Raw genomic sequence first — 12,490 nt, 5'->3', positions numbered from 1 at the left:
GGTGAGGCCGTTCCATCCGGGCGGGGTCCGGCGCTTCACGCGATCGGCAATCTGATGCTGGCGGTTCCGAAGACACGGTTCTCTCCTTGCGGATTCTTCACCGTCAGATCAGGCTGCACGGTGCCGGTTTCCTCGTCGATGTCAGTAACCACGCCGATTGGCGTGCAGGGTTCGTCGGCCAGCAGCGGAGCGCGAAACACCGTGTCGATGCTTTCGATCCGTGCTGCCGCCGACCAGCGGTGGATCATGCTGGTCAAAAAGCCGAGCGCCATGATGCCGGGCACCAGCGCTCCGGGCAGGCCCTCCGCGCGGGCCTGGTCGTGGTCCTTGAATCGGGCGGCCCGCCCCCAACCGACGGCGTCGGCGAAAGCGCCGGTGGCACGAAGTGAGGTGTCGGGCTCGAACGGCGGCAGCTCGGCGCCGAACTCCACGTCTTCGATGGTTGCGATGGTCATGACCGCGGCCGCTCCCGCACGACCATGCGCGCATCGCTGGTCGCCACGTGGCGCTCGTCGGGGTCGAAGATCTCCATGCGCGAGACGATGAAGATCATGCGTCCGGAGCGCCCGCTTTTGTCATAGATGTCGTGCAGATGGCTGCGCCCGGTAAGGCGCATCCCCGGGCGCACCGGGGCGATGCGCAACACCGCCTTGCCGCCGTCCATGGGGATGCCGCCGAGCGCCGGAAAATCCATCGGCAGATGCCGTGCCGCTGCCAGGCTGCCGATGAAGGCCGGCGTAGCCTGAAACTCGGGATGGTCGGGCTCGAGATACTCGGGTCGCGTTTCGCCCACCGCACGGGCCACGGCGACCAGCTTCCCGGGGTCGAGGACGAATTCCCGGGCATCGAATTCTGCGCCCAGAAACTGATTCTTCAGGGAGTCGACGTCAATCAATGATCAAACCGCCGTAGTTGGTAAGCGTGTGAACGAAGTGTACCGTCCCCGCGTGCACGAGGCGAGCGCTATTCGCTTGCACGTCGTGTCTGGGCGGATCCATGGCGATGAACATCGGCGTCTAGAAGTCTTCGTCGGGATCGTCCAGCGGGAACCTTCCGACGGGAACAGCTCCTGATGGTGATCCACCCACTTGATGTCCTCAAAGTGGGAGATGGACCAGAACCGGCCGTATCGCGACTCCGGGTGACGGAATACCGGCGCTTCGGCACCGCAACCGTAGCGAAACGGGGCCAGATGGCGTCCTTCTGGGCCAGATTCCAGTTGCTGATGTCGAGGGGGGAACCATGGTGGCTGCTCGAAGAGCTATTCGAGGCTTGCGGTTTAGGGGTTCATCAAGTTCATGAGCGGGCCCTCCCGCTCGAGCGTTGGCGAGGCATCTGCGCCGCCGGTCGCCGCGACGCCACCGACTCCGCGCACGATTGCCACAATGGCGGCAAATGTGTGAATGGCAAGTCCCAGTTAGTCAACGCGCTTACGATCTATGCGGTGAGCGAGCGATGCACGGGTGTCCGATCATCGCAGCGAAACCTGGAGGAGAGCGTGCCGAGCGCCGAGCATGAAAGCTTCGTCGAGATGATGACGTCCATCCCCCGCAGAGACGACGTTCCTCTGCAAGAGCAGCGTGACAACTACGCGGCTATTCTGGCAGGGAATCCGTTGCCCGAGGACATGGAGATCCGCAGCGTTGAGGTCGGAGCAGCCAGTGCCGACTGGGTCGAGCCGCCGGGGCCTCGCCGGATCGGGTCATGCTGTATCTGCACGGCAGCGCTACGCCATCGGCTCGGGCACCGCATACCACGAGTTCGGCGTGCGCATGGCGGGCGCTGCGGATTGCCGGGTGTTGTTGCTCGATTACCGCCTTGCCCCGGAGCACCCGTTTCCGGCTGCCGTGGACGATGCGGTGGCTGCATACCGCTATCTGCTCGAGGAGTCGGCGCGCCCGGGGCGCGTGGTCATTGCCGGCGACTCCGCCGGCGGCGGTCTCGCGTTGGCGACGCTGGCGCGGCTGCAGGACGAGGGCGAGGCGCTGCCGACGCTGGTATCTGCTTCTCGCCCTGGACCGATCTGGAGGCCACCGGTGATTCCCATCGCCCCGGGGCAGTGGACGATCCGCTGGTTCGGATCGATGGGCTGCGGGAAATGGCGCGGCTATATGCCGAGGACAACCTGCGCCATCCGCTGGCATCACCGCTACTTGCCGACTTCCAGGGTTTTCCGCCCCTTCACGTGGAGGTCGGAATTCGGGAGGCGCTCCTCGACGAACGTCAACAACAGGTTGGCGGACGCAAGGATCTTCTGCAGCGTTGTCTGGAGGAGGTCGTCGTCTACGGGTACGCCGGAGCGGCTCACGGAGCAGCTGCGGCGGCTCGAGGTCGAGCTGCCACTGGGCTACCTGCTGGCGGCGCCGCTTAGCCACGAGGGCTTTGATCTGCTGACCGAGCGGGTCATTCCGCAGCTGGGCTGAGTGGTGGAGGCGCATTGTTCATCTGGTTGACGTGGGTCCGGCGACATGATCGAAGCCTGCTACGGTCATTGTCGTTTCGCTGTCTCGTTCCGGCAGCGCTCCGCCGCGGGTGCCGGCACTCGCCCGAAATCGGCCGCCGATTCGCCAGGAGCATGCCGTGAGTGCAAGACATCGGTTACCGGGAACCCCGGGTCCAGACAGATTCCTGGCAGGTGCCGGTGGTTGCCGGCTGGCGGCGGACGTGTGGGGGAATCCGGCCGGGCCGCTGGTCATTCTCCAGCATGGCGGCGGGCAGACGCGCCACGCCTGGAAAGGCGCGGGCGAAATCCTCGGCCGGGCCGGCTATCACGCGGTTGCGCTCGATGCCCGCGGCCACGGAGACTCGGACTGGGCGCCTGACGGCGTACACGGTCAGGATGTCATGGTGGCGGACCTGTGCCGGGTGGCGCAGCAGCTGGGACGCGGCGTGAGCCTGGTGGCCTGCGGCGAGGATCACGTGGACGCGACCGCGCTGGTGCTGGTCGACGTCGGCCACCGCATCGAGACGGAGGGCGTCCAGAAGATTCAGGCGTTCATGAACCGGAGGCCGGAGGGTTTCGATTCTCTAGAGGAGGTCGCCGACGCCATCGCCAGCTATCAGCCGCACCGCCGGCGACCGCGATACCTCGCTGGACTGGCCAAGAATTTCCGCCTGGGCGACGACGGCCGGTACCACTGGCATTGGGACCCACGATTTCGCACCGGCCATCGTGACGTCGGCAAGCGCGAGGCTCGGCTGACCACGTGCGTCCGAGCGTTGCGCCTGCCCACGCTGCTGGTGCGTGGTGGGTTGTCGGACGTCTTGAGCGAGCAAGGAGCGCAGGAGTTTCTGGCCCTGTGTCCGCATGCCGAGTACGTGAACGTAACGGAGGCGGGGCATATGGTGGCGGGCGATCGTAACGATGTTTTCGCCAATGCGGTCATCGAGTTTCCGGCGAGAGTGGTGCCCGTGGACGGCGAGCCGCGGCAACCGCCCCACGCGCCGCGCCCGCATTACCAGGGGCCCCGGGGGACGTGAACGATGTGCCGTGACGCCTGCTTGGCGCCCCTAACCTTAACGACGGTGCGAAAGTGGACCCGAGCGGACGACGCCAACTATGGCGGCGAGTCCGTCCATTGACTGTGCTGAGCGCGGCTCGGATACTCGATCAGCGTGATCAGCGACAACTATTGATGTCTGGTGCTCGAGATGCTCGATGGACTTTCCGAGGATGCTTGGGAAGGAGTGGACTCCAAGAGTAAGGCCGATGTCGACCGCTTCCTCGAGGACTTGAAGGCGCGGGTCGCCAAGTTCGGGTTGACGCTGAACGAGGACAAGACGCGCGTGCTGCAGTTCGGTCGCTTCGCGGCCGAGTTGCGCGCGCGACAAGGGCTCCCGAAGCCGCCGAAGTTCGAGTTCCTCGGTTTTACCCACTCTGTGGGCGATCGCGGTCGGACGGCTGGTTCCAGCTGAAGCGGCTGACTTCGGCGAAGCGAATGCGCGCCAGCCTCAAGGCGATTCGACCGGCGCTGATGCGCCGTATGCACGATCCGATCCGAATCGTATGGCCCTTAAACACAGAATTTCCGACAGCCCCCAGTCACGTGCGTCCGCACTCGAGATTGCGAATGCTAACGCCGGCAGAGTTCGGCAAATCCTGCGGCATCGCCGCGATGACAATCGAGGCCAGATTCCAATAATCGAATGGGCCGAAGAAAGCCGGCAGGTCACTGCGGCGGCGAGGCCAGCGCGGGTTCATGCCCTGGTCCCGGTTCCTGCGTCTTGTCGACCGTTACCGTCCCACGGGTTCGGGTGCTACACCCCTATCCACATCAGCGCTTTGCGTCATGACTCAAGGCAGGAGCCGTATGCGGTAATGCTTCACGAACGGATCTGTGCGGGGGGCAGGGAGCGATCTCCGTCCCTACCGCGAACTTTGCACGGCCGAATGTCGAAGAAACAGCGAGGCGCGCTCGTTGTTCGGCTGGATGCCTTGCCGCCCGATCCGCGCATCTTGCTGGCGACTGGAAAGCTGGTCGGTGAGGGTTTCGACCATCCCCATCTCGATACCTTGGTATTGGCGATGCCGGTTTGCTGGAAGGGAACGCTGCAGCAGTACCCGGCCGCCTGCACCGGGAGCACGCCTCCAAGACCAGTATTCGGATCATCGATTTCGTCGGCACCGGCCACCCGGCATTGCTCCGAATGTGGGACAAGCGCCAGCGCGGATACCAGGCTATGGGATATCGCATCGTGGAACCCTCGGCTTGAAAGTGTACGCAAACGGCGTATACCTAGGCAATGAAACTGGTGTTCCTGGAAACCCCTTTGTTCACGCGCTTCCTCGGCCACTATCTGACCGAACGAGAGCTATCGGGAACTGCAGCGCGCGTTGATGGAGAATCCGGAACTGGGTGATGTGATGCCCGGCACCGGCGGGTTTCGCAAGGTTCGTTGGGAAGACGCCCGTCGCGGCAAAGGCAAGCGAGGTGGATTGAGGGTCATTTATTACTACCTGTCGGCCGATCACCAGATTTGGTTCTTCACGCTCTACGACAAGGATGAAGTCGCCGACCTGACGACGGAAGAGAAGAAGGTATTGAAGAAGGCTATCCAGGCCGAATTGGAGGCCAGGAGACTGAGGTCATGAAGCAAAAGCGCACGTTGTTCAATGAACTGATGGAAGGCGTCGATGCCATGCAGCAACAGCGTGAGGGGAAAATCACGCTACGCTCGCATGAGGTCGAGGACCTCCCCCCACTCGAAGTGGACGCGGATCTCATCCGCGACACGTGCAAGCGGATGCACATCTCCCGCGCCGTGTTTGCCCGCCGCCTGCGCGTGTCTACGCGTACTCTCGAAAACTGGGAGCAAGGCCGGGCTCGGCCCAATGCCCAAGCCGCTGCATTGATACTGATGGTGAGGAAGTTTCCCGATACCTTGGAGAAACTGAGCGAGTTAGGGCACCGGGCGGCTTGAATTTAATGGGACAATCAGTCGAAGCGATATGGGGGTATCTTTGGGGGTATTTCTCGCGTTTAGAAGAATAAGAGATTGATTTATAAGGCGATGTGGTTGCCGCCGCCTCCACCAATAAAATATATTTAAATCAATAAGATAGATGGAAAACCAGCCGCTCCCGAAGCGGCTTCTTTCTGCGTTGCATAAGCTGAGTGTGATTGCCACTCACAAGTGCCATTAGACTGGCCGGAGGCCTGACTTCCCTTTTAATTACCAACGTGCCTCAGTTTCGCCGAAGATTTTTACGCCTATGCGCCAAGGACTTTAGTTGGGGTCTACGGCTCGAAGAACGAAATGATCTGAGCTCGCGTCCGCGCCTCTGGGAGGGCAGGTCAGTCCACAGAAGATCAAGTTCAACCCACAGCTTCGTGATTTAACGTTTTGGAAAACTGATCCAGGAAAGCGGAGCCACCTCTCGATTCCGCATCGCGGAACCCTCTGCTTGAAAATATACGCAACTTGCGTATAGTTAGTCGATGAAATTGGTCTTCCTGGAAACGCCTCTATTCACGCGCCTCCTTGGCGACTATCTGACCGACCAGCGCTATCGGGAGCTGCAGCGCGAGTTGATGGAGAACCCGGAAATGGGTGATGTGATGCCCGGCACCGGCGGGTTTCGCAAAGTCCGTTGGGAAGACGCACTTCGCGGCAAAGGCAAGCGAGGTGGACTGCGAATCATTTATTACTACCTGTCGGCCGAAGACCAGATTTGGTTCTTCACTCTTTATAACAAGGATGAAGCCGCCGACCTGACGACGGAAGAAAAGAAGTTATTGAAGAAGGCTATCCAGACCGAATTGGAAGCCAGGAGACGAAGGGCATGAAGCAAAAACGCAAGTTGTTCGATGAGCTGATGGAAGGCGTTGATGCCATGCAGCAGCAGCGCGAGGGAAAGATCACGCTACGCTCGCATGAGGTCGAGGACCTGCCTCCTCTCGAAGTGAATGCAGACCTCATCCGTGACACGCGCGAACGTATGCACGTCTCGCGCGCCGTGTTTGCCCGTCGCCTGCGCGTATCGACGCGCACTCTAGAAAACTGGGAGCAAGGCAGGGCGCGCCCCAATGCCCAGGCCGCTGCGTTGATTCTGATGGTGAGGAAGTTTCCCGATACGCTAGAGAAGTTAAGCGAGTTAGGCAACCAGGCGGCATGAACGCATGGGACCGAGTAAAGGACTACCTTCGGAATGAAGGTAAGCCAGATTGGCTGTCTAAGTTTTTCATTTCCGAACTCGGGTTGCGTGGGGGTATCTTTGGGGTGTTTCTGACATTTGGCACCGCAAGCTATTGATTCATGAGGCAGTGTGATCGTCGCCGCCTCTGACCTGCCGGGTTTCTTCGGACCAGTCCGTTATTGGAATGGAATGCCCCGGGTTCCGCGGACACTTTCAGCCTATTCTATTTGCATAGGAGGAAGTGGATGAGTAATCAGCGATACACCCCGGAATTCAAGGACGAGGCGGTTCGGCAAATCGTCGAACGAGGCTATCCGGTAGCCGAGGTCGCCGAGCGACTTGGCGTGTCCGCTCACAGCCTGCATAAGTGGGTTAAAGCGATCAAACCCAGTAAGGCCGATGCCCATACGGCAGAGCTGAACGACGCGAAGAAGGAAATCCTCAAGCTGCGCGCGCAGTTACGCCGTGCAGAGGAGGAGCGAGACATACTAAAAAAGGCCGCGCGGTACTTCGCAAGCCAGCCCGAGTGAAGTACCGCTTTATCGCCGATCATAGTGATCGCTATCCAGTGCGCACCATGTGCCAACTGTTAGCGGCGTCCAGAAGTGGCTATTACGAGTGGCTCTTCCGGCCACACTCCGATCGGGCACTCGAAGATCAGCGGCTGCTGCCCTTGATTCGCGCATCGTATGCGGCCAGTCATGGAGTTTATGGCTATCGCCGGATCTACCTTGATCTTCGCGAGGCAGGGGAGCCGTGCGGCAAGCATCGCGTTGCGCGAATCATGGAATCAAACGAAATAAAGGCCGTACATGGGTACAAGCGGCCGCGGATCATTTATGGCCGCCCAGCAATCCTGACACCCAATTCGCTCGACCGACAGTTTACCGTGGCTCGTCCTGACGCCGCCTGGGTCACTGACATCACGTATATCCGAACGTGGCAGGGATGGCTTTACTTGGCTGTCGTCCTGGATCTCTACTCGCGTAAGGTCGTCGGCTGGTCGATGAAGCCGACGCTGGCGCGTGAGATCGTACTGGACGCCCTTCTGATGGCCGTGTGGCGTCGCAAACCCTCACATGAGGTCCTCATTCACTCCGATCAGGGCTCACAGTACGGAAGTGATGACTGGCGAAAATTCTGCCAACAGCACCATCTGACGCCCAGCATGAGCCGTCGCGGCAACTGCTGGGACAATGCGGTAGCCGAGTCCTTTTTCGGCAGCTTGAAGAAAGAGAGGATCCGCAAACGTGTGTACAAAACCCGCGAACTGGCTCGAGCCGATGTCTTCGATTACATCGAGGTGTTCTATAATCGCCAGCGGCGCCATGAACACCTCGGTGGTGTTAGTCCGGCAGCCTTTGAGGCTGCCTCAGTGTGAGGCTGGTCAGTGTCCAGAAACTCGGGGCATTCCACTCAAACTTCAACTGGTCCGAAAAAGCCAGGGCAGGTCACCTCCACCAAAAAACGAGAAAGCCCCATCGGGGATTTTTTCGTTTTTGGCATAATCCGATGGGCTGAAACCGCGTCCGGAACGGGCGACCGCTCGGCTTCCTGGAGGATCCTCACCATCTGCTCTTCGCTGAATCGAACCTTCTTCATCCCGCCTCCCTAGCGCCTCAGGGGTGCTCGGCATAGAGGCATTCATTCTATCCGGGTATCCACACCAGGCTGAGTGCTGTCTTTTTGTAACGCACGTAGCGCCTGAAATCGATCATGGGGTGATGGTGTAATCGGGCTGAAAACGGAACCTCCGGGAACTGCGGGATTAAATCTCAGCCCTCCAGCACGGCGCGCAGGCGGTCCAGTGTATCGATCGCCGAGTCCTCCGGCCGCAGCTGCGCCATCACGAACCGGTCCGGACGGATCAGCACAAGGGCGGGGTCAGCGGGATCAAGGACTCCACCAAAATCGGCTTCTGAGAGGCCGCAGGCCGGATCAACACTCACCGGATGCGGCGCCAGAGCCCGCCATAGTGAGTTTGCCGCAAAGCTTTCCGGCACCTTAGCACCACCGCAGCAGAGCACCGAAAAGCCGTCCCCCAGCAGCTCGTCGAGTCGTGCTTCGCCTGCGGGGGTCTGAATCGACGGCTGATGAAGCATGCGTCCACCACCAGCCGAACCCGAGTCGAACCATCCCTTCAGCAGACGCACATCCGCCAGCGACGCGCCTGACTCGCGGTTAAAGCTGCGGGCGGCTTCCGGATCGCGATTCAGGGCAGCGAAGTGTGCATCTCTGGCCGCTGCAGCCTCGGGATCGGTGGGTTGGATCTGGTTGCCGAGCGCAACCGCCATGTCGACCATTGCGCGCGCGGCATCGTGGCGCTCCTGGTCATAGGTGGCAAGCAGTGTCTCCGGCAGGCGCCCGTTGAGCACCCGCGCCAGTTTCCAGGCCAGATTGCGCACGTCGCGGATACCGGCGTTCAGTCCCTGGCCGGCGAATGGTGGCGTCATGTGGGCGGCGTCCCCGGCAAGCAGCACCGGTCCCTGTGCGAAGCGTTCGGCGACCACGGCACTGAAGCCATAAACGCAGCGGCGGTACACGTGCACTTGCGCCGGGTCGGTATGCGCAGCCAGCAGGGCGTCGATGCGGTCATCCTCGAGCATCTCAGCGTCGGTCTCGCCGGGCATCAGCATCCACTCCCAGCGACGCTCTCCACGTGGCCGCAGGATAGTCATGGCGGGCCGCTTAGGGTCGCAGTAAAAGCGGCACTCAGGATCATCGCCAGGATGGTGATCGATGGTATCCACCACCAGCCACTTCTGCGGTAACCGCTCACCCTGCATGGCGATGCCAAGTTGCGCTCGGACCATCGAGCGGCCGCCATCCGTGCCCACCAGGTAATCGGCCCGGATGATCGACTCCACCTCTCCCCTGGTTCGGATGCGCGCCTGCACACCTTCAGCGCCCACTTCGAAGTTGAGCAGCTCGGTGCCATGGTGCACCGTCACGCAGTCGAACCGGTCGAGCCCGGCAAGCAGGGAGCGTTCCAGGGTCGGCTGGTCGAACGCATTCTGCAGGCAGAATCCGTAGGGACGGGGACGCAGATCACTGGAGAACAGGTGGACGCCTTCCGCATTCTGATAGTCGGCGACAAAGCCCTGCCGCATATCGGCCGCCAGCTCGTCCACCAGGCCCATGGTCTGAAAGGTCCGCATGCTCTCCCCGTCAACTACCACCGCACGGGGTTCAGGAATACAACCGTCATTCCGCTCGATCAGCATGCAGGACACGCCCTCAATGCCAAGGAGATTGGCCAGAGACAGACCCACGGGTCCCGCCCCAACGATCAGCACGCTCGGATGCTCAGAGTGCCTGTTCATCTCGCCTGTCACACCTTATATTTGTAATACAACGAAAAAATACTTGCATAAGATGTCACATTGCAAGTATTTTTAGTTCATTGACGGCACTGTTGCTCGGAAACCAAGCTCATGGCGACTACCGCAAGCCCGACCAGACGTACCCAGCAACGCGCGCTGGAGACGCGCGCGACCCTGCTCGACGCGGCCACCGATGCCTTTAGCAGCCGTGGCTTCGCGGGCGTTTCGGTGCGCCAGCTGGAAGAGGCTGCGGGTGTCAATCGAGGTCTGGTTGCCTATCACTTCGACGACAAAGACGGTATCTGGAAAGCGGTCGTGGACCGGCTCTTTCAGGGAATGGCTGACGCCTTCGGTGAGCGTCTGCTGGTGCTCGCCGAAGTCGCACCGACGGAATCGGCGCGCGCGCTCGTGCGAGCTTTCGTGCGCTACAGTGCGGAGCACCCGGAATTGAACCGGCTGATGATGCAGGAGTGCATGACCGCCTCCTGGCGCGTCGACTACATCGTCGAGCGCCACGTCCGGCCCCAGCTCAACGCGCTGGAACGCGCGGTGCCTGAAGCTTCCCGTCTGATACAGGGGCTGCACGATCCGCACCGCTACTACATGTTCATCGGCGCCAGCGCGTTTGTGTTCAGCGCGGAGCACGAATGCCGCGGCCTGTTCGGAGTTTCGCCGCGCACACCAGAGTTCATCGAGCAGCACGTCGAGCGAGTGACGGCGCTGCTGATCGACAACCAGGGCGATCGATCAGACCAAATGGGGGAATACGACGAGGGAGAACAGCACGGATGAGATACGTGACTTTTACGGAATCAGGAAGCACTCGCATCGGCGTGATAAATGATCGCGGTGTTATCGATCTTTCGGTCGCGGCGCCAGATCTGCCCTCCAGCATGCGCGCACTGATCGAGGCCGGGCCCGACGCCTGGGCAGTCGCGAGGGATGTCGCCGAAGGCGTGTCTCCGCACTACCCACTGGACGCCGTTCGTCTCGAAGCTCCAATCGGTGACCCGGGCAAGGTGTTAGCCATCGGCCTCAACTATGGCGACCACATCAAAGAATCCGGAATGGAGGCGCCCAAGCACCAGGTGTGGTTCAACAAACAGCGCAACTGCATCACCGGACCCTGCGACCCGGTAGATGTTCCATCAGCAGCGCCAGATTATGTCGACTATGAGGCCGAACTCTGCATCGTGATCGGCCGACACTGCCGCCATGTGCCCCGGGAGCGTGCCCGCGAGGTGATCTTCGGCTATACCTGCGGCAACGATGTAAGTGTGCGCGACTGGCAGATGCGCACGCCTACCATGACCATGGGCAAGTCTTTCGCGACCCATGGCCCCATCGGGCCCTGGATCGTGACACCGGATGAATTCGGTGATCCCCACGATGCCGGCATCCGCTGCTATGTGAACGGCGAGCTGCGCCAGGAATCGAATACGGCTGAGCTGATCTACGACTGCTACGACCAGATTGCCGAGCTGACCCGCGCGTTCCCCCTCGATCCGGGAGACGTCCTATTCACAGGTACACCGCATGGCGTAGGCGCCGCCATGAAACCCCCGAAATTTCTGAAGGCGGGCGACGTGGTGCGAGTCGAGATCGATCGGATCGGCGCTATTGAAAACCCGCTGCTCAATGAAAACGCACGCACCATGATTGGCGATGGCTGATACGCCACATCCAGGAGATAGAAACATGACGGCAAACCTGAAGGTGAGTCTGCCGAAGACCGCCCGAGCACGTGGCAAGATCGCCCCTGGGTTGTTTGCGCACATCGTCTACAAAACGCCGCGCTACGAGCAGATGATCGACTGGTACCGGACGGTGCTGGAGGCCGAGGTGGTACTGCAGAACGAGATGCTCTGCTTCATGACTTACGATGACGAACACCACCGCCTGGCTTTTGCGAACCAGCCCCAGCTCAAGGACAAACCGGCGGACTGCGCGGGAGTGGAGCACTGTGCCTATACGTACGGGTCCCTGGCAGACCTTGCAGCGACTTATGTGCGCCTGCGTGAGGTTGGCATCACGCCGTACTGGTGTATCAACCACGGGCTGACCCTGTCCATGTACTATCGGGATCCGGACGCCAACCAGATCGAGCTGCAGGTGGACCTGTTCGACAGCGCGGCGGAGACTACCCGATGGCTGGAGCAGAGTGATTTCGCCAGCAATCCTTTGGGTGTGAAATTCGATCCGGAGGAGTTTGTCAGTCGCCTCGAGCGAGGTGACGACCTCACCGATCTACTGACGCGACGGATTATCGATCCGTCTGAGCTACTCGACCAGTTGCCGGATCGCTAGTGCGAACAGGGAAAACAACGGGTCATTTCTCTCGTTTCTCCGGTAGCCAGCGCTATTGAAGCAGTTGGGGTAGCGTGCTGTGGTCGTCCAGGTGATAGAGCTCGACCGGGGTGTCTGGGGCTCATGCTGTGGAGTTGCCCGGCGACGATTGGTGATTCCGGAAGGAAGTCATACGTTGCCAGGTTCAAATATCCACCCGGTCTGTTTATCTTGTTTCCGCAGC

Annotated in this window: 16 protein-coding genes and 1 pseudogene; 12 read left to right on the top strand and 5 right to left on the bottom strand. The window is 60.8% G+C overall.

Annotated features, from left to right (window positions below; all coding sequences use genetic code 11):
• Positions 1-35 precede the first annotated feature (35 nt).
• Both R3E82_16265 and R3E82_16260 read right to left on the bottom strand, forming a co-directional pair.
• Positions 36-455 carry a hypothetical protein gene (locus R3E82_16265; protein MEZ5552440.1) on the bottom strand — a complete coding sequence of 140 codons (420 nt, stop codon included), beginning with the start codon at positions 453-455 and terminating at the stop codon, positions 36-38.
• On the bottom strand, positions 452-895 hold the full coding sequence (locus R3E82_16260) for a MaoC family dehydratase N-terminal domain-containing protein (GenBank protein ID MEZ5552439.1): 444 nt from the start codon (positions 893-895) through the stop codon (positions 452-454). The genes R3E82_16265 and R3E82_16260 overlap by 4 nt, the downstream gene beginning before the upstream one ends.
• A gap of 685 nt (positions 896-1,580) precedes the next feature.
• On the opposite strand from R3E82_16260, the gene R3E82_16255 reads away from it, so the two are divergent.
• From R3E82_16255 to R3E82_16245, 3 genes are all read left to right on the top strand, one after another.
• Positions 1,581-2,423: an alpha/beta hydrolase fold domain-containing protein gene (locus tag R3E82_16255; protein ID MEZ5552438.1), complete on the top strand. Its 843-nt coding sequence runs from the start codon at positions 1,581-1,583 to the stop codon at positions 2,421-2,423.
• 157 nt (positions 2,424-2,580) lie between these two features.
• On the top strand, positions 2,581-3,480 hold the full coding sequence (locus tag R3E82_16250; GenBank protein ID MEZ5552437.1) for an alpha/beta hydrolase: 900 nt from the start codon (positions 2,581-2,583) through the stop codon (positions 3,478-3,480).
• 162 nt (positions 3,481-3,642) lie between these two features.
• Entirely contained in the window at positions 3,643-3,915 is a 273-nt protein-coding gene (locus tag R3E82_16245; protein MEZ5552436.1) for a hypothetical protein, read from the top strand.
• Between the two features lie 127 nt (positions 3,916-4,042).
• On the opposite strand, the gene R3E82_16240 is transcribed toward R3E82_16245, so the two are convergent.
• A complete protein-coding gene (locus tag R3E82_16240) occupies positions 4,043-4,201 on the bottom strand; it encodes a hypothetical protein (GenBank protein ID MEZ5552435.1) in 159 nt (52 codons plus the stop codon).
• Positions 4,202-4,375: 174 nt separating this feature from the next.
• On the opposite strand from R3E82_16240, the pseudogene R3E82_16235 reads away from it, so the two are divergent.
• The 6 genes and pseudogenes from R3E82_16235 to R3E82_16210 all read left to right on the top strand — a co-directional run bounded on the left by R3E82_16235 (position 4,376) and on the right by R3E82_16210 (position 8,018).
• Positions 4,376-4,713: pseudogene (locus R3E82_16235) on the top strand (DEAD/DEAH box helicase).
• A 124-nt stretch (positions 4,714-4,837) separates the two neighbouring features.
• The gene (locus R3E82_16230; protein MEZ5552434.1) at positions 4,838-5,092 is read left to right on the top strand and encodes a type II toxin-antitoxin system RelE/ParE family toxin; all 255 of its coding nucleotides are present in this window, start codon (positions 4,838-4,840) and stop codon (positions 5,090-5,092) included.
• Positions 5,089-5,421, top strand: a complete 333-nt coding sequence (locus tag R3E82_16225; GenBank protein MEZ5552433.1) for a transcriptional regulator — start codon at positions 5,089-5,091, stop codon at positions 5,419-5,421. The genes R3E82_16230 and R3E82_16225 overlap by 4 nt, the downstream gene beginning before the upstream one ends.
• Before the next feature lie 518 nt (positions 5,422-5,939).
• Complete coding sequence (locus R3E82_16220; protein MEZ5552432.1) at positions 5,940-6,287, top strand: type II toxin-antitoxin system RelE/ParE family toxin; 348 nt, start codon at positions 5,940-5,942, stop codon at positions 6,285-6,287.
• On the top strand, positions 6,284-6,616 hold the full coding sequence (locus tag R3E82_16215; GenBank protein ID MEZ5552431.1) for a helix-turn-helix domain-containing protein: 333 nt from the start codon (positions 6,284-6,286) through the stop codon (positions 6,614-6,616). The genes R3E82_16220 and R3E82_16215 overlap by 4 nt, the downstream gene beginning before the upstream one ends.
• Positions 6,617-6,882: 266 nt before the next feature.
• Positions 6,883-8,018, top strand: a protein-coding gene (locus R3E82_16210) for an IS3 family transposase (GenBank protein ID MEZ5552430.1) whose coding sequence is annotated in 2 segments (ribosomal slippage) — positions 6,883-7,126 and positions 7,126-8,018 — 1,137 coding nt in all. Because the reading frame shifts where the segments join, the coding sequence is not laid out codon by codon here.
• 35 nt (positions 8,019-8,053) lie between these two features.
• On the opposite strand, the gene R3E82_16205 is transcribed toward R3E82_16210, so the two are convergent.
• Positions 8,054-8,239 (bottom strand): hypothetical protein, encoded by a 186-nt coding sequence (locus R3E82_16205; GenBank protein ID MEZ5552429.1) that lies wholly within the window; start codon positions 8,237-8,239, stop codon positions 8,054-8,056.
• Positions 8,240-8,412: 173 nt separating this feature from the next.
• Complete coding sequence (locus R3E82_16200) at positions 8,413-9,960, bottom strand: bifunctional 3-(3-hydroxy-phenyl)propionate/3-hydroxycinnamic acid hydroxylase (GenBank protein MEZ5552428.1); 1,548 nt, start codon at positions 9,958-9,960, stop codon at positions 8,413-8,415.
• Between the two features lie 111 nt (positions 9,961-10,071).
• Between R3E82_16200 and R3E82_16195 the strand changes: the two genes are divergently transcribed.
• From R3E82_16195 to R3E82_16185, 3 genes are read left to right on the top strand one after another with little or no spacing between them, the layout of a single operon-like run.
• Positions 10,072-10,752: a TetR family transcriptional regulator gene (locus R3E82_16195; GenBank protein ID MEZ5552427.1), complete on the top strand. Its 681-nt coding sequence runs from the start codon at positions 10,072-10,074 to the stop codon at positions 10,750-10,752.
• Positions 10,749-11,633 (top strand): fumarylacetoacetate hydrolase family protein, encoded by an 885-nt coding sequence (locus tag R3E82_16190; protein ID MEZ5552426.1) that lies wholly within the window; start codon positions 10,749-10,751, stop codon positions 11,631-11,633. The genes R3E82_16195 and R3E82_16190 overlap by 4 nt, the downstream gene beginning before the upstream one ends.
• Positions 11,634-11,658: 25 nt before the next feature.
• A complete protein-coding gene (locus R3E82_16185; protein ID MEZ5552425.1) occupies positions 11,659-12,267 on the top strand; it encodes a VOC family protein in 609 nt (202 codons plus the stop codon).
• Positions 12,268-12,490: the final 223 nt, after the last annotated feature.

It is taken from the genome of Pseudomonadales bacterium (genome assembly GCA_041395945.1).
Taxonomy (GTDB): Bacteria; Pseudomonadota; Gammaproteobacteria; order Pseudomonadales; family Azotimanducaceae; genus SZUA-309.
This window is presented reverse-complemented; position numbering and strand designations above follow the sequence as displayed.

Bases quoted from the DNA above. Each gene is read 5' to 3' on its own strand.
- R3E82_16225 (MEZ5552433.1), top strand. From the start codon at position 5,089: ATGAAGCAAAAGCGCACGTTGTTCAATGAACTGATGGAAGGCGTCGAT.
- R3E82_16220 (MEZ5552432.1), top strand. From the start codon at position 5,940: ATGAAATTGGTCTTCCTGGAAACGCCTCTATTCACGCGCCTCCTTGGC.
- R3E82_16205 (MEZ5552429.1), bottom strand. From the start codon at position 8,239: ATGAAGAAGGTTCGATTCAGCGAAGAGCAGATGGTGAGGATCCTCCAG.
- R3E82_16240 (MEZ5552435.1), bottom strand. From the start codon at position 4,201: ATGAACCCGCGCTGGCCTCGCCGCCGCAGTGACCTGCCGGCTTTCTTC.
- R3E82_16265 (MEZ5552440.1), bottom strand. From the start codon at position 455: ATGACCATCGCAACCATCGAAGACGTGGAGTTCGGCGCCGAGCTGCCG.
- R3E82_16195 (MEZ5552427.1), top strand. From the start codon at position 10,072: ATGGCGACTACCGCAAGCCCGACCAGACGTACCCAGCAACGCGCGCTG.
- R3E82_16230 (MEZ5552434.1), top strand. From the start codon at position 4,838: ATGGAGAATCCGGAACTGGGTGATGTGATGCCCGGCACCGGCGGGTTT.
- R3E82_16200 (MEZ5552428.1), bottom strand. From the start codon at position 9,960: ATGAACAGGCACTCTGAGCATCCGAGCGTGCTGATCGTTGGGGCGGGA.
- R3E82_16185 (MEZ5552425.1), top strand. From the start codon at position 11,659: ATGACGGCAAACCTGAAGGTGAGTCTGCCGAAGACCGCCCGAGCACGT.
- R3E82_16190 (MEZ5552426.1), top strand. From the start codon at position 10,749: ATGAGATACGTGACTTTTACGGAATCAGGAAGCACTCGCATCGGCGTG.
- R3E82_16215 (MEZ5552431.1), top strand. From the start codon at position 6,284: ATGAAGCAAAAACGCAAGTTGTTCGATGAGCTGATGGAAGGCGTTGAT.